The following is a 26,568-nucleotide window of genomic DNA, read 5'->3' on the forward strand; positions in this document are numbered from 1 at the left end:
ATCTAGACTGTGACTTTTGATTTAACCCAATGGTATAACTTACTTATTTTGCCATCGTGACCAAGCATTCCAGAATTATTTCTATAAAAGGTGTCAACTATTAGCTTTATAGAGCCTAAAGCAGCAGAAAATACAGGATTTTTGTCGTATTCGCCATCAAGACCGCTACAAGATTCAGGGCATCCGATACGGACTTGTTTATTGAATATATAGCTTGCAATTTCTTTCATGCTTGTGAGTTGACTGGTTCCACCTGTGATCACTACTTTATTAATTGGATCTTTCTGTTCTTGAAATTGTTCTCTTATCAGCTCAAGTATTTCCTCAACCCTTGGTCTTATGATGTTAACAAGTTCAGACTTAAACACTTGAGTTGGTTCATCGCTTTCATTACTTTGCACTGCAATACATTCATTCTCATCTATTGAAGTTACAATAGTGCTACCGTATAGTATTTTTATGCGTTCAGCATGCTCTATACTTGTGCATAGTCCATAAGCTATATCTCGGGTAATGTGAATGCCACCAATTGGAATGCTGCTTGTGTACACAAGTTTTCCTCTCTTAAAAATTCCAATTGCAGTGCATCCACCTCCTATGTCAACAACGGCAGTTCCTAGCTCTTTTTCATCTTTACTTAGACAGGCAAGGCCTGCAGAATATGCAGAAGCAACACAACCAGACATACTTATCCCACTATTATTAGTTATACAATTTTCGATATTGGTAAGCGCTGGACGCGAAGCAGTGACAACATTAACATCAGCAGATAATCTTTTTCCATATAATCCACTGACTTCCTTTATGTCAGTCATATCATCTAAGTGATATTTCAGTGGTATATTGTGAATGATGACATTTTCTTCGATATATTTCTCAAATGTCTGAAAGACTACACGTTTTATGTCTCGGTCTGAAATTTCGTGATTAGCTGCAATAATTTCGTTATATACGTTAAAAGATGAGACTCCACATCCGGCTACATTCACATATATCTGGTCTATAGTCTCTTCTGATACTTGCTCAGCTAAACCTATAGTTGATGAAATAGAGTAACTTGCATGCTTTGCATCAGTTATTGATCCACCGCTTATACCTTCTGCACTTTTATAACCCGTTCCTATTATTTTATAGCTGAAGTTGCTATTGATCTTAACAATGAGACAGATAATTTTTGTTGTACCTACGTCTAAAACGGCAAAAACATTTCGCTTTGGTTTTATTATTACTGCAGAGTACATTAGTTGACCTTATGACACAATTCCATTCAAATTGTAGCTTCCTTTAATAATTTATATTTCTATTAAAAATACAGCAACATTTTAATATACCCAAAATACTGTACAAAGGAAAAAATAAAACATAAAATTTTAATTTTATGTCTAAATTGCCAATTGTAATTGCCCCTGATGAAAGGTTAACTACACGTGCCAGTGAAGTAATAGATATAACCGATAAAATTAAAGAATTAGTAAACGACATGTTCGAAACTATGTACTATGCAGAAGGTCTTGGTCTTGCTGCAGTACAAGTTGGAGTGCTGAAGAGAATTTTTATCATGGACGTTCAGCCAGAGAAGGCTGAAGATGGGCCAGCAGGATATGAATCAACTGGCAAATTTTGCATGATTAACCCTGAAATTACAGAATTATCGGGTGAACAAGTAATTCTCAAAGAAGGGTGCCTTTCAATTCCAGAGCAAAGCCATGAAATTAAGCGTCCAAAATATTTAACTGTGAAATATAAAAATTTAAATAACGAAGAACAGACGCTAAAAGCTAGTGGTTGGCTTGCAAGGTGTATTCAGCATGAGTTAGATCATTTAAATGGTATATTATACGTTAGACATTTGTCTAAATTGAAGTACGATATGGCTATGAAAAAAGCTCAAAAGGTTAAGAGGCACTATGAACAATGAAGATCTAGAATTGTTGAAGTTCTATCATGAAGTGGGTGTTGACTGCACGCTAACTGAAGGTGAAGAGGAAAAAAAAGTGGAAAATGAGAGAGCTGCACAGTCTTCTGTCATCGAGCAGAAAAAAGCCATGTTCCCAAGTGATTGGATCATTGAAGCAAGGAAGCTTGCAAGTGAATGTGGTAGTGTAGATGAACTAAGAAGTGCAGTTAAGTCATTTGAGGGTTGTGAAATAAAAAAAACTGCAACTAATACTGTTTTTTCCGATGGTAATCCAAATGCAAAAATCATGCTTGTTGGTGAAGCACCAGGAGCAAATGAAGACCTGAAAGGCATACCATTTTGTGGTGCAAGCGGAATGCTGCTCGATAAGATGCTCGGTGCAATTAATCTGGACCGCACTAAGGTATATATAAGCAACACCGTGTTTTGGCGTCCACCAGGTAATAGAAAACCAACTGATCTAGAGCTTGATATGTGCAGACCATTTGTTGAGAAGCATATTGCTCTTGTTTTACCGCAGATTCTGATTTTTGTTGGAGGAATCGCATGTTATAGCCTTCTTGATAACACAAAGACTATATCGAACTTGCGTGGCAAATTTCATACTTATACTAACCAATATTTATCTCATGCAATTACCACAGCCGCTATATTTCATCCAGCCTATCTACTTCGTCAACCAGCACAAAAACGCTTAGCTTGGGAAGATTTAAAGAAGATTAGAGAATATCTTGATAATACCAATAACCACACGGACGTTTAGCTCACTACTCGTTGTCATCCCAGTGCCGGCTAATTGCATTAAATATTGAAAAATTTACTAAACAGAGAAAAAGGCAAAAGAAAATCTATCAGCTACTACCTTTTTTTTAATTGGCGTTTTTCATTGCATTAAATGCTTTGATAAGCGTATTTTAGCTTATGTGGGTAAAAGTTTTATAAAGACATAGAGTGCACATAGTGCAAAAAATTAAACATCAAGTATATCGAGCTTTTTGTCCTTTTATCTGCACAGACTGAAGATAAATAATATATCTTCACCCTTATTTTAAGGAGAATGGCTGAGTCCGTCAAGTAACTCTTGCCGTTGCTATAGCTGCTTGAGTTCCTGTAATCACAATGTTGGTGCAATGCACGCATGGAATTTTATTTACTCTATAATATATTGGTTTATAGTAGTACTAATGCAGAAATAAAGGGAGGAGACATTGGAAAGCAATATAAAAAAATTGAAAGGAAATTTTTTAGAACAAGCAATTAGAGTAAATCATGCTGGCGAATATGGAGCCATTTGCATTTATTCCGGTCAAAAATTTATTCTTAAAAAATCTTCCATAATTGACAAAATAATTGAAATGGAGGAGCAGGAAAAAAAACATTTCCACTATTTTAATGAGAAAATCAAGGAGCAAAGAGTTCGTCCTACTGTTTTGTTGCCAGTTTGGGGTGCTTTAGGGGTATCACTTGGTGTTGTAACTGCCATGATGGGTAAAAAAGCCGCTATGGCTTGCACTGCTGCAGTTGAAGAAGTGATCGGAGAGCACTACAAGGAGCAAGTCTTACATTTAGAAGATGGGGAATTAAGAGAAACTATAAGTAAATTTCGCGATGAGGAATTAGAGCACAGAGATATTGCAATTCAGCACAATGCCGAAAGCGCACTTGGCTACAACGTTTTATCTTTGTTCATAAAAACAAGCTGCAAAGCTGCTATTTACCTCTCTAAATTGATTTAATCAATCACTATTTGACAACCAACCACATTTGCCTTTAGTTCTTGTGCTAATTGCTGCCTCATATCCTCTACTACAATCGAATGCGTATGAATGTTTATAATTAATTTCTTAATTATTATCCTAAAAATACATTAATTTAATTCCCTATTAGAGTTTTCTTGTTGTTGTAAACATGTTTGCATAAGACTAGTAGATGGAACGTTTTTAATAGTCTGAGTTAACTCCTCAGGAATATTTTCAAAACTCTTGCCCATAACTTCTAAAACACTTTTTCCCTGTATAAGACAATTCCCTCCAAAGCTTGATTTGTTTTCTAACTTGCTAAACCTTATTTTGCTTTTCTCATCAATTTCTACTACCATTTTGTTACCATCTTTCCGTAGATAAATACTAATCTCCTATGATTATTGTCCAGTAAAAATTTCAAATTTTGTAAAATCTTTAAAAACCCAGTTATTTTTAAGAGTGTAGAAAATAGTTATAAGAAATTTCCTAGCAGTAGCAGTTATAGCCTTAGCAGAACCACGCTTCTTTTTTATATGTTCATAAAAGCTTTTCAAGTAAGGACTGTAACGTACAGCAATCCAAGTACATTGAACTAAAGAAGTACGCGCTATTTTTGACCCTCGTTTGGTAATTCTTCCAATTGTACATTGCTGATTAGATTGAGAAACTCTTGGCACAACTCCAAAATATGCAGTAAGTTTCTCAGGTCTACGGAAATCATTAATGTCTCCAATTGTTACAATAAAAACAGCTGCAGAAATTGGACCTATTCCCTTTATGCTGATAAGATTGCTGAACCCAGGAAGTTGTTTAGCGAAAGCTATAATTTCCTTTTCAAGCTTTTTAAGGCTTTCTCGGATAGCTTCTAAATGATAGCTAATCACTTCAATTTCAACTTTTTCTAAAGTATCCCAATTATGCTTTTGAGTAGCACGTTCAAATCCTACTTTAGTTGTAAGTACTTCTTTTTTAATTTTTATTCCATGGTAATTAAAAAGACCATGAACTTTATTGATTAAAGATACCCGTGACTTTACTAACTGATCTCTCATTTGAAGAAGAGAAGCTAACTGCTGGCATTGTTTGTTTTTGCACCTTGCCTCAGGCAACATATCTTTGCTGAGAAAGAAAGCAATAGCTCGTGCATCATGCTTATCTGTTTTGTTCACAGAGCGACGAACAACTTCAAACTGCCCAGGAGCAATTATTACTATGCGTTTAACGTAAGGTGAAACTGCATCATAAAAGAAACAGCTGTTACCTGTTGCTTCTATGGCTACTTCATCTGTTTCTTGAAGATCTTTGGTGAAATTATCCAAGTCTTTTAAGCGAAACGTTTGAATATGCTCAGGTTTCCCTTCCTGTAAGTAACAAACAGTAAAACTATTGGTATGTAAATCAACTCCAATGTGACGCATATTTTTTCCTCCAATTGCATATTTCAATATATCAGAGTAGAATATTGCCGGTTGTTCCAAACTCCTATACGAGGTCATCACATTTTGTGAGCCTCACGATGATTTTCGGTGGCAGGGGCAGTTAATCTCCCCTACGAAGTCTTCTTTCTACTCCCTGAGCAGAAAGTTGCTTCAGAAAAATATCCAACCTGCCACCTATCCACTCTGAGAAGTCATTATCTTCTCTTGCTTCCAACCAAGCAATACTTATTCATACCATCTCTCCTATTTTAGTAGTAAAAAATATTTCAATACCACCTTTTAAGATATCTGTGTAATTTCTTTTTCCATCTTCTGTAATTTCAACTTTTACTATATTTTCCTCAATCTGAAATATGCCAACTTCTAAATCCTTAGCTTTTTCATTATTTAAAGTTCTCGCAATTTCAACAATACTACCTTGTGGATACTTAATATAAAAATATTTATTATCTACTTCTACTTCAAGATCATATTTATCAATTTGCTTGTTATTTTCTTTCACAATACCTTCATATGCTAGACCCTCTAGCATTTTTTTCTTACTCTTACATTGTTCGTTAAGATCATTTAAATAATTAGAGCCGTAATATCCGCCTTCAATATCGCTATAAAAAGATAATCCTTTTTCTACCCCACCTTTTAACACTAAATTACGAGTGATCTTTTGTATGATATTTTTTGTAGTTGAATTGTGTGGATTTGCATGAAAGCGATTAATTAATTCTTCCATTTTTTCAAATATAAAATTTGTTACAGTCTTATTATCCTTACCGTAATATGAGTTTAATCTTATTCCTTGATTTAAATAACCCTCTATTATGCGTTCCATGTACTTTAAAACGCTTTCTTGCTCATCGTGTTCTGTTATACCTTTTATCATCTCATCACAAAATTTTTTAACTAGAATTTGTTCATCTGTAGTCAATGGTATTTGCAATTTCGTAGAAGATGAGTCTCGCTCAAAAAGATAAATTATTGACAATTCTTCTGCTCTTTTAATAAAGTCATAACTTCTTAGATATTCTGCAACATCTTTGTTTTTTGCGTACCTTTTCTTGATTAAATCCATATGCCTATCTTTACGACTTATAGTCGGTAATTTTGGATTTGATGAACTACTCTGTTGACTATTGAAGAAGCTGTTAGAGAACTGTTCAGGCTCTAAAATAAGATTACTTTCACCTTGTTTACCTACTTGCTTAGACATATTATATACCATAACCAATAAAACTTTTTAGTGATTACTTCAATACATAGATAAGTCAATAAAAATATCTTTTTCTCTTCAGTGCTAAAAAATTGTCAAAAATCTCAAAATTGGTTAATTGCATATAATCTACTTTCTGGTATACACCAAAACTACCGTAGAAAGCTTCAACTTTGAAAGGGATTAACAAATAAAATTCTTGTACTTTACCTCTACTAAAGTACAATCAGGCTTTATTTAATATTTTTCATGCTTGATGAAGTACATGAGGAGTGTGGGGTATTTGGCATAAGTTGCAACCAAAGTGCTGCTTTTAACTCTATACTTGCTCTCCACGCTTTGCAGCATAGAGGTCAAGAGTCTTTTGGTGTAGTAACCAGTAACAACGATAAGCTGCTCTCTTATCACTTTCAAGGTCAAGTGAGCAGCGTATTTGATGATATAGATGAAATAAAGAAATCCTTACCTGGAGACTGTGCAATAGGTCATGTTCGATACTCAACCAGTGGTAGTAAATTTGGAGTGCAGCCCATGTTTGGCAAAAGTGGCAAATTTGGAGATTTCGCCATAGCACATAATGGTAATTTAATTAATATTTCTCCGATACGCGAACAATTAATTAAACAAGAGTGTGTTTTTCAGTCAGATATTGATACAGAAGTAGTAGTGCATCTGACAGCAAGCGGTGAAAAAGATAGCTTTTTAGAGAGTTTTATATATGCATTAAAGCAAATACAAGGTGCTTATTCTTTTGTGGCAATCAATCAAGAAGTAGTTATTGGAGTACGTGATCCATCTGGAATCAGGCCTCTTGTTTTAGGAAAGTTAAACGGTTCTTACGTTCTTGCATCTGAAACTTGTGCTCTTGATATAATAAATGCAGAGTTTATTAGAGAAATAGAACCAGGCGAATTAGTTACCATCAGTTCGGATAGTAAGCTAGCCTCAATGTTTCCTTTCCCAAAGCAAAAATCAAGTTTTTGTATTTTTGAATACGTTTATTTTTCAAGACCAGACAGCATAATGGAGAATAGGTCTATATACGATACAAGAAAAGAAATAGGAAGAATACTTGCAAAGGAAAGTCCACCAAAGAACAATGTAGATATGATTGTACCAATACCTGATTCTGGAATACCTGCAGCTATTGGATATGCAAAGCATTCAGGATTACCTATGGAACTGGGGATAATTCGTAATCATTATATAGGAAGAACATTTATACAGCCAATCCCTGAAATACGTAAGGTTAGAATAAAATTAAAGTTCAATGCTAATAAGCATATTTTAAAGGGTAAAAACATAATTTTAATAGACGATAGTATAGTGCGTGGTAGCACGCTCAGAAGTATAATAGTTATGTTAAAAGATGCAGGAGTAAAAGAAATTCACCTAAAGATTTCATGTCCACCAATTAAGCACTCTTGTTTTTATGGAATAGATACGCCAGAGTGCAAAGATTTAATTGCTGCAAATAAATCTGTAGAGGAAATTAAGGAAGTTATAGGAATAGATAGCCTAGCCTTCTTGAGTATTGATGGCCTATACAGGGCTGTTAAAGGAGAGGTGCGTAACAATGCTACACCGCAATATTGTGATGCTTGCTTCACTGGTGATTACCCAATTGGTAAGTAATCTATTATTAATGAAGGTGAGGTTTTTTCTATGTTATATTAACAGTTTTAAAAATAGATTTTTGCATAACCATATAGTTTTTGCCTGGGCGTCATTTGAGTAAAAACTACTTTACAAATTTCGTCATTCCCTTTACTATGACGTCCAGTACAATGTTGCAAATTAAAAATCTCTCCATCCTGTGCTGGTTCTTCGATTCTAAACGCCACTTCTACCTGGTCATAACCAATCTGAATTCGTTCTACTAATGCTTTAATGATGCCACGCTTAGTTTGCCAATCTAGCTGTTCCAAATTAGATTTTACACTGGAATAAAGACTCTTTATACTGTTGATGATAAGGTTCATTCCCTTCTCTATTGCTTTTTGATCAACTACCTTTTTCTTCTCTTCTTCTATCCCTCTTAAGCGTTCCCTCATTCTTTTCATCGTCTGTTTAAATTCTTCCTCACTTATATATCCTTTATCTCCTACATTTTCTTGACTATAATAGTCTTCCATTAACTTTTCGATGCCTTGTTTTATTTGGTTTTCCCTTCTTGCAAGCTTCTTATCTGATGATTCATCATTTTTATTTTCTGCAATTCTACGGTGATACTCATTTTTTATTATCTCTGGGTTTTTTAGTAAATTTTTCACCTTTTCCCATATAGCTGTTTCTAACATATCTGTACGGACCAATTTATTAGTACACTTCTCCCTACCATCAGTAATACGTATAGTACTACTACAGCGATAATAGCTAAACTTTTTTCCCTCAACTCCACATTGTGCACCACTATACGCATATCCACAGTTTTGACACACAACTAGACCTTGTAATAGATATTTCTTTTTTCCTCCCTCTCTCTGCATCCTTGCTCTTTTTCTATTTTCATCCAGTTGCTTTTGTACTTTATTAAATAACCCTTCATCAACTATTTTTGGTACTGGTATATAAATCCAGCTGTCCTCATCTGTGCGACAGATAGAAACCTTTTGTTTATTTCTTTCTCTTTTTTCAACCCTCTTTAATTTACCAAACGCTGCTTGTCCTTTATATGCTGGATTTCTTAACACCTTCCAAATTATTATTGGACACCACACCTTCTTTCCAGTTCTTGTTCTAATTGACTTATCTCTTAGTCTACGTATCACTTCCCTTATACTTATTCTCTCTTGCCCTACCCACATGAATATCTGCTTTACTATTTTTGCTTCCTCTTCATTTATTTCAAACTTTGTCTTTTCTCTATCTACATGCTTTATACGATTATAACCAAAAGGTGCAATGCCAATTACACTTACACAGCCTTTTTTTGCTCTATGGAGTTTTCCCCTACGACTACGTTCCATAATCTTTGTACACTCATATTCTGCCACTAATCCTTGCATTCCCAATAACAATTTAGACTCTGGATTATTTTCAGTCTTATGATTTAAGAATATTACTTCTACTCCTGCTTTTTCAAATTCATCAAGTAATATCATTTGATGTGCAGATTTTCTTGATAGTCGGTCAGGTGAATGAATATAAATTTTATCAATTTGATCTTCTCCTACTTTATCACGTAATGCATCTAAACCTTCACGTTCTAAACTCCACCCACTAAGCCCATCATCCTTAAATTCATACTCATTCAATAACTCATGCTTATCTGCAGCAATTCTATGCTTGAGCTCGGCAATTTGACTCTCTATTGTATTGTTCTGCGCTTGACTCTTCGATGAAACTCTTGCATATAAGGCCACTGTTATCATTTTTCTTTATCTCCTTTTCATTGTTTCTTTTTACCGCATACCTTAGTAACAGCTCATAGGCGTCTGCTAGATGTTGTTCCGCTAATTCATCTGGCTCGTATCGGCAAGTTAATGTTCTTTTTCTCATAGTTTCTCCTGCAAATGTTTTTGTAGTGCAAGGAGCCTTACCACTCCTTTTTTCCATCAATCCATTTACTCTTATGAAAAAGACCAACTTTTATCAGCTACAGCCTTCAAATTTGGTCTAGCCCTTCCTTTACCAACTGCTGTTGCGCTTTCTGATACGACTCTTATTTTTTTAACAAACTTTCCATTTTCTCTGTTTCTTTCTTTAATACCTCGGCTATTTCTTTGCTATTTTTCGCATAATCCATCGCTGTTATTCCAAATTTATCTGCTTGCTCTATTTCAGCCCCTGCTTTTACTAGCTCCTCCACTATTTCTTTTTCTCCTACCATACATGCAAGATGCAGCGGAGTGCATTTATTGCCATACTCTTCAGCATTTACATTCCCTCCTGATTTTATCAATTCTCTAACTGTTTCTAGACGTTTCTCCGTTATCGCTAGATGCAGTGCTGTATGTCCTCTTACATCTGCTGCATTCACATCTACTCCTTTTTCGATTAATAACCTCACTGTTTTTACCTCTACTGCATAATGTAGAGCTGTTCTTCCTTTTTCGTCTCTTTCATAAATATTTTTAAACGAGTTCTCTAATAGTGACTCCTCTTTTTTACCCAGCTTTACCATAACTTACCCCACCTTTTCTTTAAACCTAAGCCTTCCTTTTTACCACCTCATCTATCATTGCATTCACTTGGCTGATTATCTTGCTTGCTAAATTTTGACATTCTTTCTTTATTAGCGATTTGTCTCTCCTCCTTATTTCTCCTATCTCTATTATTTTTAGCTCCGGCATGTAGCTTCCATTCAACATGTCTGCTATTTCTCCCACTAGCCCCTCTATTCCATAGCACGTCAGTTCTCTACTTTTTGTTATTCCTCCTTTTTCTCTCAAAAATTTACTCGCCTTTTCACTCTCTTTGCTATCACATAGACGATACTTTTCACTTTCCCAGATATAGTACATTGGTGTTGCACCGTACTTATTCAGTTGATTAACTTCAGCTCCGGCCTTTACCAGCTCTTTTATTATTTCAACTCCTGCTCCTCCTATTTTGCACGCAGAGTGCAGTGGCGTACATCCAGTGACATATTGAGTGGCATTTACTTCTGCTCCTTCTCTTAGCAGCACTTTTACATTTTCTAAACTTTTTGCAAATACTGCACAGTGCAGAGGTGTATAACCATTTTTATCTCTTGCATTAACATCTGCTCCTTTTTTTATTAATAACCTCACTGTTTTATAATCAGAGATTTCTACTGCTTGATGCAAGATCGTCTCTCCTTCTTCATTTCTTTTATTAATGTTTTTAAACCCGTTACTTGATACTTCTTTAAAAAACTTACTCTTGCTAAAACTCATTTCATACCTCACAAAATTAGCTTTTCTAGCGCCAGACAAATTTCTTATATTTACCTGCCGCTATTCAAGTCATGTCCGTTTTAGCATAAGAAAGCAAGTCTTTTTCTTTTTATTTCATACACTTTTACCTATTATTAATATAATATATGAGGATCTAAATATAAGTACTTAGCTTATTATACATATTACTTGACTATTTTTCCAACTTCTGTGCAAATGTCGATGTTCGTGCCACTTCAGTACTCCTGGATAAAATACTAAAATGTGCTTTTCTAATTCGTGTATTGAGTCTTTTTGCTCTGAATCTGAGTCATTTTTATAGTAAACGTTGTGTTCTGCTAAAACATATTTTCTGACCTTCTGATCTGTATAATTTTCTAATTTGTAACGATGGATAATGCTGAATCTTTCTAAAATTGGCTTGTGTTTTAAACTCCAATGTTGCCCTGAAAGTTTATCGCTTCCCAATACAAATTTATTCCCTCTTTCCTCTACACTACTTACTGGAAAACATGCGTTTATTTCTCCTAAGCTCCAACTGTCCGATAATATAACTTGCGCTTTCGCAAACTTTATTTCTGGTAATAAACTTTGTGGTAATGGATATAGTGCTTTTAAATTGTACCACTGATGACTCCTTTCATAGATGCCTTTGTAATCCTTTGTGTGAGGCTCTGTTTCTCCAAGTACTGCTACATCTAATCGATATATGTCATTACTAAATGTTTGTTCATAATGCTCTCTTAAATAGTTGTCTACAATCTCTACTAACGGACCTCTAGAACTGAAAAAATTTATTCTTCCAAACGATAACACTGGTCCATCTTTTTCTATTTTTACCCCTGAATAGTCAGAAAGAAGATCTCCAAATAAACTCTCATCTAATATAAATCTCTGCGCATTATAATAATCGTTAAAAATTCTCATCAATCTGGATCTTGCAGGCAATGATAGTTTTGCCAGCTCTACTACTGCATCAACAAAGAAATCATTTGGAACATCCCTTATCCCTATCTGCAGTTCAAAAAAATGTTTACCAGGTGGTTCTTCGATAATTGTAATATCTTCTATATTTGCCCATTTTAGTGCTATTTTGAGTGATGCTGGGGTTCCTCTTAAACGCTGAAATTTTACTCCTTCTACTATGGCTTTTCTTCTATCTTTTACCCAGCGTAATATTTCCCCCAATTCATATTCCTCAATTAGCCAAGGTAATATTCTTTCTTCTAATCTAAATTTAAACCCTCTTTGGATATCTACTTTATAATCTATCGCATCTACTAGCGCTCTTTCCTGCTTTGTTGCATTTGGTGGCAATAACATTACTCAACCTTTAACTTTCTTAATGCAGCGCACTCATTTCCTAGTACTACAACGTCCTCTTTTGGCTCTATTAATTCCACATTTTCTACACCATCTACAAATAGATTCGCTATTATCCATGATTTTGTAACATTCCATCCCAACCTTCTACTTGCTTCAAACTTCTTGATGAACTGCTTCTTGATTTCTTCCTCTGATATTATAGGACTTATGCTCATTCTGCTGTGAATATCTATTTCCGTAATATTGCAACCTATCACTGTTACTGTATCGGTTAAAACCCTTATATCATCTCTAGTAACCTGCTTTTTTACAATTTCTAGTAGCTCTTCTGACACTATGCCAGTTGTGGATAATTGTGTTGATAAGATTGAAATTTGTACTTTCCCTGGTATAGTTGATTCCACTAGTGCATCTTTTACTCTACTATCTGCTGACAGTGCATGATATTTATAATATTCCTTACTTCCTCCTGTTGACCAACCTGCTATCTTTGCTTTAATTCTTTTTCTAAATCGTTCGTCCTCTTCTTCTTTCTGCCTCTCCACTCCATAAAACTCAGCTAAATTATCAAGATCTTCTCCCGTTGCAAATTTTAGTAAATTGCTCTTTACTGCTTCGTTCATCCTTTGTCTGAGTAAAAGTTCTCGCCATGCTGCTACCTCCAGAATCTTTATTGCTGGATCGGATTCTACTAACGCTGAAAAGGTTTCATCTCTACACACTAACTCCTCCTTCATTCTGGAAAATATTTCCTCGAAACTTAGCTTTTCTACAATATTTGGCAACTGCATACTTATATAACCATTCCATCAAAGCGAATGTTTTTCCCACTTGGTACGTATAATCCTTCTAGGTCAAGCGTTACTTTTCCTTCTTTCACCTCTGTCATTTTTACTTTTTCTAACTTAAACCTCTTTTCCCATTTTTCCAAAGCTTCTGCAGTTGCCGCATATATCTCAAGTGTTAAATCTTTATTTATTGGCTTATCTACTAATTCAAATAGCCTTGAACCATAACTTCTCCTCATAATTCTACTGTTAATAGGAGTGGTCAGTATATCAATTATCGATTGCTTTAAGTGCTCTATTCCTTCTAACGCTTTGCCTGTTTTAGAATCCGTTCCTTTCATTTTTAGCCTGCAAACACGGTTTCACTGCCTTTTATTACTTTAAACCCACATGAAACTATATCTCCTACTCTTCCTATACCAAGACCATTTGCAAACACTGTTTTTGATCCTTCTATTAATATTTTTCCTTCACTAAAACTATCTCCTTGCCGGCAAACTGGCTTACCATTTACAAAAACATTATTACTGCCGCTAATGCAGAAATGTGGTATAGCTTCTCCACAGTAGTCTCCTAACCTCACTATTCCTTTGTTCAATTTAAGTCGATCCTTTCTGCTTTCAGTTTTATTCCACTTTTTGTCATTTCTATCTCTGATTTTCCTACTTTAAAATTTAATTTATCCACTACAGAAATTTCAAGATTCTTGCTCTCTTTGTCATACAATAACTTTGTTCCATCTTGAAATACTAAACTGTTAATCATTTCACTATTCTCTGGAGCAGAATAATTTTGCTGATATATTCCAGCTAGTACTACTCCTAATGATAACTCTCCCAATGGTGACAATATTACTACCTGTTCATTTATGCTTGGTGGTAGCCAGCTTCTTTCCTCTCCTGCTCTAGAAGTTATCCATGGAAGAAAATCTGTTAAAAGTTCTCCTATCTTCACTCTTACTTTTGCTTTCTCATAATCTACTTCTTTTACAACTCCTATTCGTACAATGTTTGCTAACTTTCTTTGCAGCTCTGAAATAGCAAAATTACTCTCTAACATTTTCTTCTATTATAATCGTATGTGGCTTAATCTTATTTTCTGTCCATATCGATTTACCTAAATGAAGCTGATGACTCCAATCAACCATCCACACCAAATATGCATCTAATTCGGGTCTAAATCCGTCAATTTCTGCAGAGATAAATTCTCCTGGTGAAACATTTTTTATATTCCATGTATTTTTGTTTACTACTCTTGCTACTTCTGCTGCTAATGACCTTACAACTACCGAGGAATCCTCGACTGTTCCATCAACTACAATTCGTGCTTCAAATTTTGCTCTCAACGCTAATTCTTCTGTTCCTGGATCATGTCCTTTTTCAAAGCCACTAAGTTCCACAAATACTGCCGGTGCTATCAATTCTTTCCTTATTGTTGGATAAATTTCGCACGTCTGTATTGCTGGTATTTCTCTCTTCAGCGTGGTACAAATTTTATCATGTAAATCTTTCAAATTCATCCTTTATAGCTCAATTGACGTTCAAAAAACTTTGTAAAGACTTCTTCAACTTCATAATTAACAAGATTACCTATTATCCTTGAAGCCTCTGGTTCTAGTAGCAACTTAATTTCCTTTATTGGTAATGCTGTTCTTCCTTCACGCTTAAAAATACCGCTATTTCCTTTTGGCATAACTGCTGCAAATCCTCCTATAAACTCATGCTTTCCTACTTTCGATCCTCTTCTTGTTTTTTGTATTTTACCAATTGTCGATGCTCTAATGTCATAGAGATTTGCTCTAATTAACACTTCTAATCTGCTAGTTTTCGCCTTAAAAATTCTTAGCCTTCTTCTCATTAACGTCAATTTTATCTTCTTTTCCTCACTAATTTCCTTAGCTGCTTTTGATTTTAGCCATAGTGCTGTTCTGTTTAACGCTCTCACTATTGCTAATTCTATTTTTTTTCTTTTAGCATCTATACTTTGTATAATACTACCGGTACGCATTTATACTCCTGACGCTCGAATTTTCCATATCATTCCTGAATTATCTTGCAGCGGTGGAGAATATACTTTATATTTACGGTCACCTATAACAAAAACATCTCCTACTATTGGCCTTAACACATCAAACGCACTTACTTCTAACGCTAAAGTTTCTTCCACAAATTGTCCTTCACCAATCTCGTATAATTTATCTGGCTGTTGCTTTAATACTTGTACCATGTATGACTTATCCTTTGATTTATACAAAGCCACTTCTCCTAAATGGGCAAAACAATCTTCTAATAATCGCTTAATATTCTCTTGCATATTTCTTTTTGATATACTAACCTTTACATGCTAAGAAAGCGCATACTGGTAGAGTCGTTCTGTGCCTCACCACCTTGTAGTTACTCTACCAGTATGTTATGCTATAGCAACTTTTACTAATACGCCAGGTCTATGGCACATTGGCAATGGATTTGACTGCGTATGTAAATCTGTTCCTCTATCAAATCTTCTTGGCTCTTGTTTTGCATAAAGTGGTTGTCCTAGTGTGTTTACCGTTTCATTAAAATCTGCTGGTGCAAAATATGTTGTAAATGTGCTCGCTGTTCCTACTGGAAAACAGTTTCCACTTTCTCTTTCTATAAACCTTCTTACATTTCCCTCAGGATCAGTTGCTTGCCCTCTATATTCCTCAAATGTGATTCCGCAGAATGTAAATCCTGACCTCATATCATTCCTTAGCGCTGCTCCTTCTTGCCATCTCTCATATGCCTCTTTCACCTTACTATGGGAAGTTAATGCATCAAAAAACTCAGGGCTTACCAGTGCATGAATTCCTGTCATATATTCACCACTTAAGTTATCCTCAATATGTCGCAATACCTCCAAGCACTTACGCTTTACATCAGTTGTTGCTGTTCCAAGGGCAAAATTTACTACTTTTGGTGTTATTTCAAATTCGTTGTACAGATTTAATAATTCCGACCCATCAGCATCTAAAATTATTCCCTTCAGCGCTCCCATACGCAAATGCTCCAACGTTATTGCATGTTTATTTCTCATTAGCTGCAAATGGTCAGTTATTACATCTGCCAGCGCTTTAAGTTCACTCTCTGATCCAAATGCCCTTATTCCTTGTACTTCCTCTGGCAGCACTACATCATCATGCGGAATGTGCGGAATCGTAAATGTTCTTACCTTTCTTTTTCCTCTTTTTCCTACTGTTGCTGGTGCTCCGGGTACTTGCGTTGGTAGTAAACTTAACACTCCGTTGTGTTCTTCTATCGTAATATGTCTAAATCTTACTGACCTACTTGGAAACAAATTTAAATTTTCAACACGTCCATAATTTATCGGCAATATATTCATCGCATTTGTTAGTGCCGTCATGCTAAATGCTGTATTCGTAAATGGATTTTGCATTCTTTTTCCCCCTTATTAATTTAAGTTACACTCCCTTGCGGACAATGATCCCTCGTCCTTCAAGTTGCTTTATTGCTGCAGCTTTTTGCTCTTCAGTGATACCTGTTGGCCACACAATTGCATGATCTGCTAGCATTGCTATACGTGTAATGATTACTGCTTTGGCATTTTCTGTCGCATTTACATCACTTACTATCGCACCTATTGCTGTTTGTGTACCATCTGTTGCAGTTGGATTTATTATCTTAATCATGTTATCCTTATCACTACCAACAACTGTACCAAGTTTAAGATTTTGTCCCTTGGCTACCGTTATTTGGTCTCTTGAATATAGACTTGATGCCTCATACTTTAATAAGTCACCTAGATTATTTTGTTCGATTATACAACTCATAAAATTTCCTCATTTATTTTCCCCTTTAGTTTTACCGCCATGTTTGTAATTGTTGTACGCGGCGGTTATAAAAAAACTTAAATACTTGATTGCGCTCTAGTCCTTGCTACCTCCATCATCAACTCTTCTCCTGAATTCTGTGGTATTGCACTCAGTATCTCTGTCTTCTTTGTTCTTTCTGCAAGTAATTCCATTAAAACTTCCCTAGCTTGCTCAACACTTACACTTTGCTCAATAAATTCTCCTATCTTTTCTGGCATCTTCGATAAATTACATAAACGTATTAATTCAAGAACTTCAGTACGATACTTGGTTAAATTATCAGTTTCTAGGTCATTTGTAGTTTGTTCATTCATAGTAATACTCCTGTTTTTATTAATAGATGAAAGAATTGTCATTCCGTCTGCAAGGCCTATTTCTACTGCTTTCTCCCCAAAATATAGCCCTGCCTCTGTTAATCGAATCTTTTCAATTGAAAGACCTCTGTTCCTTGCTATTAGCTGCAAAAACATTTCATATAGTCGGTCTACTTCTTTTTGTAAGCTTTCCAGACTTTCAGACGTCATTGGCTCATGTGGATTTAAATCATTTTTTCTACTTCCTGCAAATACTGTGGTATATTTTATTCCACATTTTTCATTAAATCCACTTTGATCTATATGACTTGCTATTACCCCTATGCTTCCTACTCCTGAAGTTCTGCTCACAAATACCTTTTCAGCACTTGACGCTATAGCATATGCAGCAGAGTAAGCATCATCATTTGCTAATGCCACAATTCTCTTTTTTGCTCTTGATTCGTAAATAAAATCAGCCAGGTCAAACACTCCATTGACCTCTCCTCCTGGACTATCTATATCCAAAAGAATTATTTCCACTTTTTCATCCTCTAAAGCTTCTTCTATTTCCTCTTGTATCTTCTCGTACGATGTCATACCTAGAAAATCATCAAAAGCTTCTGGTTTTTTAGTTAAAATGCCATGTATTGGTATTATTGCTGTCTTTTCTATATTGTTCTTTACATAGTGTTTTACGTTTTTAAAGATAGGTTGTTTTTGACTATGAAGCGATAGTAGTTCAAAACTTTTTGCTTCAAGCATTAATGGTCTACTTAGAAACATTGTTTCCCCCAACATCAGAATCAAATATTAAATTGAGACTATTTGCTCGCTTTTGATCTTCTGCTATTTCTTGATCAATTTCTTCTACGTCGTAACCCATTTCTGATACTACTTCTGATCGACTTTTAAAGCCATTTCTTACTGCCATTTGTTGTGCTTGCTGGTCTTTTAAAGGATCAACCCAATCAAACCCTTGTGGTATCCATTTTACTTCTTTCAATGACTCACTTGTTAAATCTTTAGCTATAGAAAGTTTTCCAGATACTAACGCTAATTCTAGCCATCTATTCCATACTGGTCTGCAAAATTGAAATACCATAATGTTGTGTTGCAGCATAGCACATCTACGACGAAACTCTATTAATCCAGCTCTGATTGATGAATAATTAACGCCTGTTAAATCTCCTGTTAGCTGCTCATATGTTATCCCTGTACCAATCGCTATTGCCCTCAGTTGCTGTCTCATGAATGCTTCATAACTTCCTCCAACATCAGACGGCTCTGAAAATTTTATATCTTCTCCTGGGTCTAAAAGCTGCATTGTTCCAGGTTCTAGGCCAGATAATGCTACTCCTTGCTCACTTGCTTCACCTTCTCCCATGATATTTGCTTCTGGATCGAGTCTTGTAATAAATCCAGCAAACATTGCTGCAGTTTTCTTTCTCACCAGCTCTGCATCATCATATTGATCAAGCTCATAAAGCTTCAGCAGTATATTAGAAAGCCATGGCTCTCCTCTAATTTGCCCAGGTCTTAGTGGTCTATATATATGTAAAACATCGTTTGCTGGTACTCTCACTGATTCTCCAAACGTACTTTCACCAGGGTGTTCTCTAAATAAGTAATATGCTTCTCTTTGCCCAAGTCTATTGAACTCAATCCCGTTTCTTATTACATTACCATTGGCTAGTGTTTGATTGCTCTTATTGTCCAAATGCTCTGATTCCAATACTTGAAGTTGCAATGGTACAGAAAATCCATCTTCGAGTTTACGATGTCGGAGGCGTACAAAACACTCTCCACCTTCTATCATGCTCCTACATACCAGAGCTTGTAATCCATAAAAATCACTTATTCCACAGCTATCTGCTTCATCTGTCCATTTTAGCCATAATTCTTGCACTTTCTTTCGAAATTCTGCATTCTTTGCTTTTGATTGTGGTTTTATTCCTGTTCCAATAGAGTTACTTACTATTGTATCAATAATATTTGCTGCATATGGATTTTTTCTCACCATATCACGTGATCTACTACGTAAAGTTTCAAGGCTTTGAGACAGCAAATTGTTTATACTTCCTAACTCTGGTTGAAAGTGAAAAAATCTTCTTCCTGAGCCTGCTGCATCCCACGCTGAGCTTTTGATTTTTGGCTTACTAAATAGTTGTTTGAACGATTTTAATAGCATTTTGCCTCTTTGATTATGCAGCAGTTTGTTGCGCAATTTGACATTAAAAAATTACAGCAAGCTGCTGGAGAGTCTGGCTGTTAACACTTTATAAATTATGCATGAGGCTCTTGCACAAATACCAACGCTTATTCTGGGCTGCGTTCATAAATGTCCTTCCGATGTCCCATTGCAGTAATAGTTACTGTGTGTTTTGAGTAATTTATCCTATAAATTACACGATAATCACTTACTCGTATCCTAAAATACCCTTTGAATTCATGCGATAATGCTTTACCTATTGCTTTAGGGTTGGTTGCAAGACGACTATCTACAGCTCTTCTCACTCTAGATCTTATCGTTGGTGGTAATGCAAGAAAGTCTTCCTCAAGAACTTTTTTTGAATAGATAATATCGTATCTCAGCTTGTATCTCCACCTTTAGACTGTTTTTGCAGATAATATTCTATTCCAATCTACATCCTCACTTCTAATTTCTTCATCACCTCTAGCATCACGCTCAAGAGAAAGCTTAGCCAACTTTATATCTACTTCATCTATTTCATCATCTTCTTCAGATAATTTACTTGCTTCAATTTCTTCTTCCACTAGGTCCTTTACAACCTCTTCTATAGTTCTATTTTGAACTTTTGCCATTTCTATAAGGTAGTGAGCAAATTCCCCCTCAAAATTTACATTAACATTAAGCCTTTCTTGACTTTGATCCATATTTTAACTAGAAAATACCAATTTTAAACTATAACATTTTTACACAATTTTGTCAATTCCCTTACTTGTCGCAATCACAATTCTTCTCTTCGGTCTCACACCTGCAACTTTCAGTTCAGCCTTAATACGTTGCCGTAGATTCAGCAGGTCATTTATCTGAACTTCAGCATATCTCACCACATGGTCACCATATGCAATTGATACTACTCGCTCTCCGCTTTGCAGTTTTTTTATCGCTTCTTCGACTTGACTTAAATATTCCTGATTGTACATTTTACTTCTCATTCAACCATTTACTTTGTCTCACTTTTTTAGGCTTTTTACTTTCCATTTTTCCACTCAAACTATTCCACTTACTCTCTGGCCATCTGTCTATTCCCAGTGCTATCGATGCTGCTCTTGCGTAAATTCGGCAATCTAGTACTTCATTTCTTTCTCTTACCTTCTGCCACTCTTGTTTAGTGTATCCTTTTACTACCTTGCTGACTAATTGCTCTGCCGTTAGCTGCTTAAAATATTCAGGTGCATACTCCGGAAAATGACAATATCCTGCTGGCACTTTCTCTTCTTCTTTCAAAATATTAAGTAATTGAAAAAGCTCTGACTTTAATATCGATACTCCCACTGGCCAGAGCTTTATTCCTCTCTTTAGCTTTTGACCACCAACTGTTATATCTACTCTACTTGGGCTGCTAAGTGGTACTAGTGCTTTATTTACACCTTTCACTGCCATTACTCTTCCACAGCCTTGATGACCTCTTACCCAGTTGTATACTTCTTGCGTTGCATATCCAGCATCAACCGCCATCATACTTATCATATATTCAAGCCCATTTTCACCGATAAAATGATGATTAAGTAATTCTGAAAGCTTTCCCCATACTTCCCCACCTCCTGTATCTCCTTCAAATACTCGGTAGTCTATTGACCAATTTTCGCGGCTTTTTCCCCATGCTACAACTTCCACCTCTAGACGATCTTTTTGGACATCTACTCCTGCTGTGAGAACTACTTCGCCTTTTGGTACTGTGCCAATCTGAAAAAATTCTCTCCTGTTAAATAATTGCTTCCAGTCTGGTACTTCTCCTTTATCTACCCAGGTTTCTCCAAGCGTAGTATTTATCCAAACTTTCAGTAATTGTTCACTTTCCTTTGCATGGAGAAAATCTTCTACTGCTTGCTGCCAACTATACCAGCCAACTGGACTATAAAGACTTGAAAGATGAAATCCTTTTTTCTCACCTTTCATTGGATTTGTAGCTCTCCATTCTCCACGCTCAAGCATCTCTGTCTTTTGATGATTTTCTATCTTTTTACCACATTCTATACATATATAGTGTGCTGTATTTGGATTTTTATCTTCCCATTTTATTTGTGACCATTTTAGAACTTGATAGTAATTACAATACGGACATGGTACAAAAAAATATCTCTTATCTGTTGCTTCAAATTCTTTCTCAATTCTGCTTATTCCATGAATCGTTGGTGTCGATACTAAAAAAATCTTTCGCCTTGCAAATGTATTAGTTCGAGCAATACTGAGCAGTACTGGATCTCCTTCTCCTCCTGAATCTCCTGGGTAGGCATCTATTTCATCAAGAAAGAGGTATTTTACTGGCATAGATCTCAGTGCTACACTGCTATTTGCTCCGGTTATTACTACTATTCCACCTGGAAATTCCTTACTCTGCACAGTATTGCCTGAATCTCTTGATCTTGGGTCTTTTACTTTACTTTTTAAACATGGTGTACTTTCAATCAGTGGCGCAAATCTTCCTTTTGACCAACGTTTTCCCATTTCAACTGTTGGCTGTACTACCAGCATTGGCCCTGGCGTTTGATCTATGATATAGCCAATCCAATTATTTCCTGCTTCTGTTCCTCCAATCTGCGCTCCTTTCATGAATACTACTTTTTCTGCTGGTGAGGACGGAGAAAGTGAATCCATGATTTCTTTTAAATAAGGAGTTCTTTCTGTTCTCCATTTACCTGGCTCTGATGCTGCAGTTGGGGCTAGAACTCGATACTCATTCGCCCACTCTGATACTTTAAGCTGGGGATCTGGTCTTAAACCTTCAGAAAAAGATGTGGCGTATATCATTGTCTGCATCTACTAGTAATTGGTTCTAACTCAACATCATTAACAGTAGAACTTATTTCTCCAGACTCCTCCAATTCCATAAACATCTTTTTCTGAAATTCGTTTTCTATATATCTTTTGCTCATCTCACTTATCATTATTGCTATAATGAGCGCAAATATCCCTGTTATTGTTGCAAAAATGACTGCACCGCTTATTGTTGTTGCTGTTAAACCTATATATGCTGCTACTGCTATTGCACTAATTGGAACATAGATGCAGACAATATTATTATGTCTTTTTATCCTTTTATCTGCTATTTCTCTCTGTACTATATATTTGTTATGAAGGGTTGGAAAATTAATAACGGTGTCTCTGCAGAGTAACGCTCCATTTTTTTCAGTAAACAAAACTTTAAGTAACTCTAAATTATTTAAACTGATTGCTAAGTGCAAAACAGATGTATAATTGGCCCCTTTTTTCAGTAGTAATTTTACTACATGTAAATGTCCTTTTTCTGCAGCGAGGTAAATCGGTGATAAACCTTTATTATTTACAATATCAATATCGATTTCTTCCTTTAAGATTGCATCTACAAGCTCAATTTCTCCTCTTTGTGCAGCTAAATGGAGTAGACTATTCTTTTCAGAACCGTATTTATTACTCATCAAAGCCTTCTTTATCTCAGGTTTAGCGTAATCAAATGGTGTCTTGCCGCTATCGTCTTTTACCAATGGATCTATATCTTCTCGCGTTAGTAAAACTTCTATTGTTTTAAGTCTTTCAGCGTAATGTAGTGGTGTTTTATTTTCGTAGTCTTGCAAATTGACTTGAGCATTAGGCTCCTTTATTAAGCATTTGAGGATATCAAGACATAAGTCTCTTTCATCGTAATTAGTATTACTTACAGCTATATGAACAGGCGACAATTTCATTGAGTTTTGTCCCATGCGTGCGCTATTTACATCTGCTCCTAGCTTCAGCAGTAACTTTACTATCTCCAACTTTTTATTATTAACTGCATAGTGCATTGGTGTCTGATTTCGTGCATCAAAGACATCTATTTCAGCTTTTCCTTCTTTTACTAAAATTTTGACAACATTTCCATGTCCTATCCCTGCTGCTAGATGTAATGGCGTATGATGCAAAGCATTTCGTACATTAACGTCAATACCTTTTCCTATCAAATATCTCACTGCATTAATTTCACCTATCATTGCAGCTAAATGAAGTAAACTATCTTGCTCTGATCCATATTTATTGTTGATTAGCGCTTGTAATATTTCTGCTTTTTTCTCTTCTTTGGCGTAATCAAGAGATGTTTTACCATCATTATCTTCTACAAAAGGATTGATATTCTTTTTTGTGAGTAGCAGATCTACCATGCTTAATTCGTCAAACTCTATAGCGCAATGTAGTGGTGTCTTTCCATTTAATCCTCTGACATTAACATCTAATCCAGGTTGATTGATGAGGCACTTTATTAACTCCAAACTTAGGTTATCAGCCATTTTATATTCAAAATCTTTTTTATATTTGAAATTTAGTATTAGATAATTCTTGTAATGAGTTTGTAATCTCTTCGGTTAGCGCCATATGAATCTTTTCAGTGTCACTCAGTGATGCAAGCAGTGCTGAAACTCTATTTGGAATATTAAGCAAATTATTACGGACAACTCTTGCTACATTAAACGCATCGCGCTTTACTTCCTCTATTGCTACAAGTTCACCAATCTCAGCTTTTGCTTTTGCCTCAAGCAGTTTACCTCGTTCCATCTCATTTTTTATTCGCGTTTTTAGCAACATTGTAGAAAGATTACTTGTATTTTCTGGATTTTTCCTCCTCAGTGGCTGACTTGGATCTCTTATTGCTGCCACCGCTTCATTTGCCTGTTCTCTATTGATCAAACCATCCTCCAACTCAACTATTCCTTTCTTTACTAAATAACAGACATATTGCTTTGATACTCCTATCTCTCTTGCCCATTCTGTTTGTGTTATCTTTTCCACTTTTTTTTCTCTTCTCTCTTTTGTGTCTCTTTATCTACGAATTTTCTTCTTGAGTCTCTGAAAAGGTTTTACCAGTACCAGAAAGAATTGCCTCCCTACCTGTGTATATTTGCCAACGTTTTATGGTGACATCTACAAATTTTGAATCTAGTTCTATTGTTCTGCAAATTCTTCCTGTTCTCTCACATGCAATCATCGTGCTGCCAGAACCGCTAAATGGATCAAGTACTATGTCTCCTGATCTGCTGCTGTTTACTATTGCTCTCTCCATTAGCTCTACTGGCTTCATTGTTGGGTGCAGTGAGTTATGTATTGGCTTATCATAAAACCACAGATCACTTTGATTTCTACCTCCATGCCACTCACGTTTATTGCCGCTTTTCCATCCATAGAGCATTGCTTCGTATTGTCTTTGATAATCTGATCTTCCTAGCGTAAAGTGATTCTTTGCCCAAATGATAAATGTTGACCATTTTCCTCCTGCCTCCTCAAATGCTTTTTGCAACGTTGAAAACTCTGATGATGATATGCAGATGTAAATTGCACCTTTCGTATATGCTAAAATGTGGGAACAGATGTCGTAGAGAAAAAGCTCATACTTTTCACCTTGATTATCATTTAATATTTTTTTATCTTCTCTTTCCTGACTGCTACCGTAATCAACGTTATATGGAGGATCACATACGGTAATATCTGCCATTTTATCGTCTAATACCGCTTTATATGATTCAACTACAGAGCTATCACCACAATAGATTCTATGATCACCTAAAATCCAAAGATCACCTGGTTTTGTTACCTTTTTGTCATCAATAGCTAAGTCAGAAAAATCTTCTTTTTCACTATCTAAATCATCAAGGAAATGTTGAACTTTTTCTAATTCAAATCCTGTCATTTTAAGGTCAAACTGCAAATCTTCTAGCTCTTGAATTTCCACTTTTAAAAGATCATCATCCCACTTTGCCCAATTAGCTGATTGATTGGCAAGTAATCGAAAAGCTTTGGTTTGTGGTTCGTTTAAATTATCACTTAAGACCACTGGAATACTCTCCATACCGAGTTTTCTTGCTGCTTTAAGTCTTAAATGACCATCAACCACAGTACCATCGCTTTTTGCAACTATTGGAATACGAAAGCCGAATTCTCGAATAGAAGCACACATTCTGTTGACTACATCGTCATTTTTACGTGGATTACGCTCATATTCGACCAGATTTCGAGTAGGATAGTAGTGGATTGCTAAATTCATATCTTAATAATTAAAAAGTTAATATTCAAAATATATCTGACGCTAGAGAAGGCCTGGGGTTGAACCCACCAAACCCGCCAGTATGGCCGAAAGGACCCACTTTTTATGGGTTTTTGTCTTATTAATATCTTTACTAATATAGAACATTAATGCCAAAGCATCGGCCTCATTATCATCTCTAGGTGAAAAACTTTTTTCACGTATCGCTTCAATAACTTCACTCTTACTTGCATTGCCTTTGCCTGTTATAAAGCGTTTTATAGTTTTAACATTAACACCTTGGTAGGGAATATTGTTCTCTTCACACCAAGCAGACAGAACTGCGAGAAAACCGCCATAGCAATGCGCTGCATCAGTTCCTAGATGTCTTCTTACTTCCTCAAAATACACTGCAGTGAACTCATGTTTCAAAGAATTAAGCCAATTGTGAAAACTTAAAAAACACATTCCACCTCCACTGAAACGGCTACCATGAAAGCTTTTGCTTCCACTTTCAATTACTCCATCTGTTAGAATTGCCCAGCCGGTTTGCTTGCCGAGATCTAGCGTTAAGATTGACGTACAAAAACTCCTTTGTGTAATTAAAGTTCAATGCCCTGTATAATATATATGTACGATGACTCGCAAATTCGTCCGCAATTTTGAAAAAAAATTAAAAAAAATTTCATATCCTGCCATTTGAGTTTTTTTCATCTTTACTTATCTTAATAACTATTTTACATAACTTATATTACGCCAATATTTATATTATTATATTATCATATATTATATTTTACCTGTATTTAAATATATATATAATATATATAAGACTTCAGTAATCCGTAAACCCTCTTTACTGGCCGATTTTAGCCACTTAACTTTAGAAACGGCTTTTAGGAATAGAACATAAAAAAGACAATATTATCA

At 35.5% G+C, this 26,568-nt stretch carries 31 protein-coding genes and 1 pseudogene; 4 read left to right on the forward strand and 28 right to left on the reverse strand.

The genetic code is table 11. From position 1 onward, the window contains the following. Positions 1-2: 2 nt before the first annotated feature. The gene (ftsA, locus tag MJ631_RS05120) at positions 3-1,241 is read right to left on the reverse strand and encodes a cell division protein FtsA (protein ID WP_007302316.1); all 1,239 of its coding nucleotides are present in this window, start codon (positions 1,239-1,241) and stop codon (positions 3-5) included. Between the two features lie 137 nt (positions 1,242-1,378). On the opposite strand from ftsA, the gene def reads away from it, so the two are divergent. The 3 genes from def (at position 1,379) to MJ631_RS05135 (ending at position 3,654) form a co-directional block, all read left to right on the forward strand. Then, complete coding sequence (gene def / locus MJ631_RS05125; protein ID WP_007302315.1) at positions 1,379-1,918, forward strand: peptide deformylase; 540 nt, start codon at positions 1,379-1,381, stop codon at positions 1,916-1,918. Further along, on the forward strand, positions 1,908-2,681 hold the full coding sequence (locus MJ631_RS05130) for a uracil-DNA glycosylase (protein ID WP_010403847.1): 774 nt from the start codon (positions 1,908-1,910) through the stop codon (positions 2,679-2,681). Before def ends, MJ631_RS05130 begins: the two co-directional genes overlap by 11 nt. Positions 2,682-3,126: 445 nt before the next feature. Then, complete coding sequence (locus MJ631_RS05135; RefSeq protein WP_007302313.1) at positions 3,127-3,654, forward strand: demethoxyubiquinone hydroxylase family protein; 528 nt, start codon at positions 3,127-3,129, stop codon at positions 3,652-3,654. Between the two features lie 131 nt (positions 3,655-3,785). Here the strand turns inward: MJ631_RS05135 and MJ631_RS05140 are convergent, their stop codons facing one another. The 3 genes from MJ631_RS05140 to MJ631_RS05150 all read right to left on the reverse strand — a co-directional run bounded on the left by MJ631_RS05140 (position 3,786) and on the right by MJ631_RS05150 (position 6,306). Further along, on the reverse strand, positions 3,786-4,016 hold the full coding sequence (locus tag MJ631_RS05140; RefSeq protein WP_041581332.1) for a hypothetical protein: 231 nt from the start codon (positions 4,014-4,016) through the stop codon (positions 3,786-3,788). Between the two features lie 42 nt (positions 4,017-4,058). Continuing rightward, positions 4,059-5,078, reverse strand: a complete 1,020-nt coding sequence (locus MJ631_RS05145; RefSeq protein ID WP_262986681.1) for an IS110 family RNA-guided transposase — start codon at positions 5,076-5,078, stop codon at positions 4,059-4,061. 250 nt (positions 5,079-5,328) lie between these two features. Beyond that, positions 5,329-6,306: a hypothetical protein gene (locus MJ631_RS05150; RefSeq protein ID WP_262986231.1), complete on the reverse strand. Its 978-nt coding sequence runs from the start codon at positions 6,304-6,306 to the stop codon at positions 5,329-5,331. Between the two features lie 249 nt (positions 6,307-6,555). Between MJ631_RS05150 and purF the strand changes: the two genes are divergently transcribed. Then, positions 6,556-7,941 (forward strand): amidophosphoribosyltransferase, encoded by a 1,386-nt coding sequence (gene purF / locus MJ631_RS05155; RefSeq protein ID WP_007302311.1) that lies wholly within the window; start codon positions 6,556-6,558, stop codon positions 7,939-7,941. Positions 7,942-7,988: 47 nt separating this feature from the next. Here purF and MJ631_RS05160 read toward each other — a convergent pair whose 3' ends face one another. The 24 genes and pseudogenes from MJ631_RS05160 to MJ631_RS05275 form a co-directional block, all read right to left on the reverse strand. Beyond that, positions 7,989-9,680, reverse strand: coding sequence for a recombinase family protein (locus tag MJ631_RS05160; RefSeq protein WP_262986232.1), 1,692 nt, complete (start codon positions 9,678-9,680; stop codon positions 7,989-7,991). After that, complete coding sequence (locus MJ631_RS05165; protein WP_017532679.1) at positions 9,589-9,864, reverse strand: hypothetical protein; 276 nt, start codon at positions 9,862-9,864, stop codon at positions 9,589-9,591. The genes MJ631_RS05160 and MJ631_RS05165 overlap by 92 nt, the downstream gene beginning before the upstream one ends. Before the next feature lie 106 nt (positions 9,865-9,970). After that, positions 9,971-10,432, reverse strand: coding sequence for an ankyrin repeat domain-containing protein (locus tag MJ631_RS05170; RefSeq protein ID WP_182182953.1), 462 nt, complete (start codon positions 10,430-10,432; stop codon positions 9,971-9,973). A 25-nt stretch (positions 10,433-10,457) separates the two neighbouring features. Then, a complete protein-coding gene (locus MJ631_RS05175; protein WP_262986233.1) occupies positions 10,458-11,168 on the reverse strand; it encodes an ankyrin repeat domain-containing protein in 711 nt (236 codons plus the stop codon). Positions 11,169-11,336: 168 nt separating this feature from the next. Beyond that, on the reverse strand, positions 11,337-12,491 hold the full coding sequence (locus MJ631_RS05180; protein ID WP_226079791.1) for a phage tail protein: 1,155 nt from the start codon (positions 12,489-12,491) through the stop codon (positions 11,337-11,339). Then, positions 12,491-13,285 carry a baseplate assembly protein gene (locus MJ631_RS05185; RefSeq protein ID WP_226079793.1) on the reverse strand — a complete coding sequence of 265 codons (795 nt, stop codon included), beginning with the start codon at positions 13,283-13,285 and terminating at the stop codon, positions 12,491-12,493. Before MJ631_RS05185 ends, MJ631_RS05180 begins: the two co-directional genes overlap by 1 nt. Positions 13,286-13,287: 2 nt before the next feature. Further along, complete coding sequence (locus MJ631_RS05190) at positions 13,288-13,623, reverse strand: GPW/gp25 family protein (protein ID WP_226079795.1); 336 nt, start codon at positions 13,621-13,623, stop codon at positions 13,288-13,290. A gap of 2 nt (positions 13,624-13,625) precedes the next feature. After that, positions 13,626-13,880: a PAAR domain-containing protein gene (locus MJ631_RS05195; RefSeq protein ID WP_226079796.1), complete on the reverse strand. Its 255-nt coding sequence runs from the start codon at positions 13,878-13,880 to the stop codon at positions 13,626-13,628. Continuing rightward, positions 13,877-14,341, reverse strand: a complete 465-nt coding sequence (locus tag MJ631_RS05200; RefSeq protein WP_047759504.1) for a phage baseplate assembly protein V — start codon at positions 14,339-14,341, stop codon at positions 13,877-13,879. Before MJ631_RS05200 ends, MJ631_RS05195 begins: the two co-directional genes overlap by 4 nt. After that, positions 14,328-14,801, reverse strand: coding sequence for a hypothetical protein (locus MJ631_RS05205; protein ID WP_226079797.1), 474 nt, complete (start codon positions 14,799-14,801; stop codon positions 14,328-14,330). The genes MJ631_RS05200 and MJ631_RS05205 overlap by 14 nt, the downstream gene beginning before the upstream one ends. Next, positions 14,798-15,289, reverse strand: a complete 492-nt coding sequence (locus tag MJ631_RS05210; protein ID WP_262986235.1) for a phage tail protein — start codon at positions 15,287-15,289, stop codon at positions 14,798-14,800. The genes MJ631_RS05205 and MJ631_RS05210 overlap by 4 nt, the downstream gene beginning before the upstream one ends. Beyond that, complete coding sequence (locus tag MJ631_RS05215; protein ID WP_226079799.1) at positions 15,290-15,595, reverse strand: head-tail joining protein; 306 nt, start codon at positions 15,593-15,595, stop codon at positions 15,290-15,292. It lies immediately after the preceding gene. A 96-nt stretch (positions 15,596-15,691) separates the two neighbouring features. After that, positions 15,692-16,696: a major capsid protein gene (locus MJ631_RS05220; protein WP_226079800.1), complete on the reverse strand. Its 1,005-nt coding sequence runs from the start codon at positions 16,694-16,696 to the stop codon at positions 15,692-15,694. 25 nt (positions 16,697-16,721) lie between these two features. Continuing rightward, a complete protein-coding gene (locus tag MJ631_RS05225; RefSeq protein WP_077188124.1) occupies positions 16,722-17,090 on the reverse strand; it encodes a head decoration protein in 369 nt (122 codons plus the stop codon). A 77-nt stretch (positions 17,091-17,167) separates the two neighbouring features. Continuing rightward, positions 17,168-18,211 carry a S49 family peptidase gene (locus tag MJ631_RS05230; protein ID WP_262986236.1) on the reverse strand — a complete coding sequence of 348 codons (1,044 nt, stop codon included), beginning with the start codon at positions 18,209-18,211 and terminating at the stop codon, positions 17,168-17,170. Beyond that, complete coding sequence (locus MJ631_RS05235) at positions 18,198-19,616, reverse strand: phage portal protein (protein ID WP_143688827.1); 1,419 nt, start codon at positions 19,614-19,616, stop codon at positions 18,198-18,200. Before MJ631_RS05235 ends, MJ631_RS05230 begins: the two co-directional genes overlap by 14 nt. 128 nt (positions 19,617-19,744) lie before the next feature. Next, positions 19,745-20,020 carry a type II toxin-antitoxin system RelE family toxin gene (locus MJ631_RS05240; protein ID WP_208571806.1) on the reverse strand — a complete coding sequence of 92 codons (276 nt, stop codon included), beginning with the start codon at positions 20,018-20,020 and terminating at the stop codon, positions 19,745-19,747. 15 nt (positions 20,021-20,035) lie between these two features. After that, on the reverse strand, positions 20,036-20,323 hold the full coding sequence (locus MJ631_RS05245) for a hypothetical protein (protein WP_143688829.1): 288 nt from the start codon (positions 20,321-20,323) through the stop codon (positions 20,036-20,038). Positions 20,324-20,362: 39 nt separating this feature from the next. Next, positions 20,363-20,596 carry a gpW family head-tail joining protein gene (locus tag MJ631_RS05250; RefSeq protein ID WP_143688830.1) on the reverse strand — a complete coding sequence of 78 codons (234 nt, stop codon included), beginning with the start codon at positions 20,594-20,596 and terminating at the stop codon, positions 20,363-20,365. Between the two features lies 1 nt (position 20,597). Next, on the reverse strand, positions 20,598-22,424 hold the full coding sequence (locus MJ631_RS05255) for a phage terminase large subunit family protein (RefSeq protein ID WP_262986238.1): 1,827 nt from the start codon (positions 22,422-22,424) through the stop codon (positions 20,598-20,600). Next, positions 22,421-23,914, reverse strand: a complete 1,494-nt coding sequence (locus MJ631_RS05260; RefSeq protein WP_262986239.1) for an ankyrin repeat domain-containing protein — start codon at positions 23,912-23,914, stop codon at positions 22,421-22,423. Before MJ631_RS05260 ends, MJ631_RS05255 begins: the two co-directional genes overlap by 4 nt. 19 nt (positions 23,915-23,933) lie before the next feature. After that, positions 23,934-24,413 (reverse strand): hypothetical protein, encoded by a 480-nt coding sequence (locus MJ631_RS05265; RefSeq protein ID WP_226079810.1) that lies wholly within the window; start codon positions 24,411-24,413, stop codon positions 23,934-23,936. A gap of 34 nt (positions 24,414-24,447) precedes the next feature. Beyond that, positions 24,448-25,662 (reverse strand): DNA modification methylase, encoded by a 1,215-nt coding sequence (locus MJ631_RS05270; protein WP_262986240.1) that lies wholly within the window; start codon positions 25,660-25,662, stop codon positions 24,448-24,450. A 111-nt stretch (positions 25,663-25,773) separates the two neighbouring features. Further along, positions 25,774-26,217, reverse strand: a pseudogene (locus tag MJ631_RS05275) (crossover junction endodeoxyribonuclease RuvC); the annotation flags it as partial. Between the last annotated feature and the right edge of the window lie 351 nt (positions 26,218-26,568).

Source organism: Wolbachia endosymbiont of Oryzaephilus surinamensis (assembly GCF_025617515.1).
Lineage (GTDB): Bacteria > Pseudomonadota > Alphaproteobacteria > Rickettsiales > Anaplasmataceae > Wolbachia.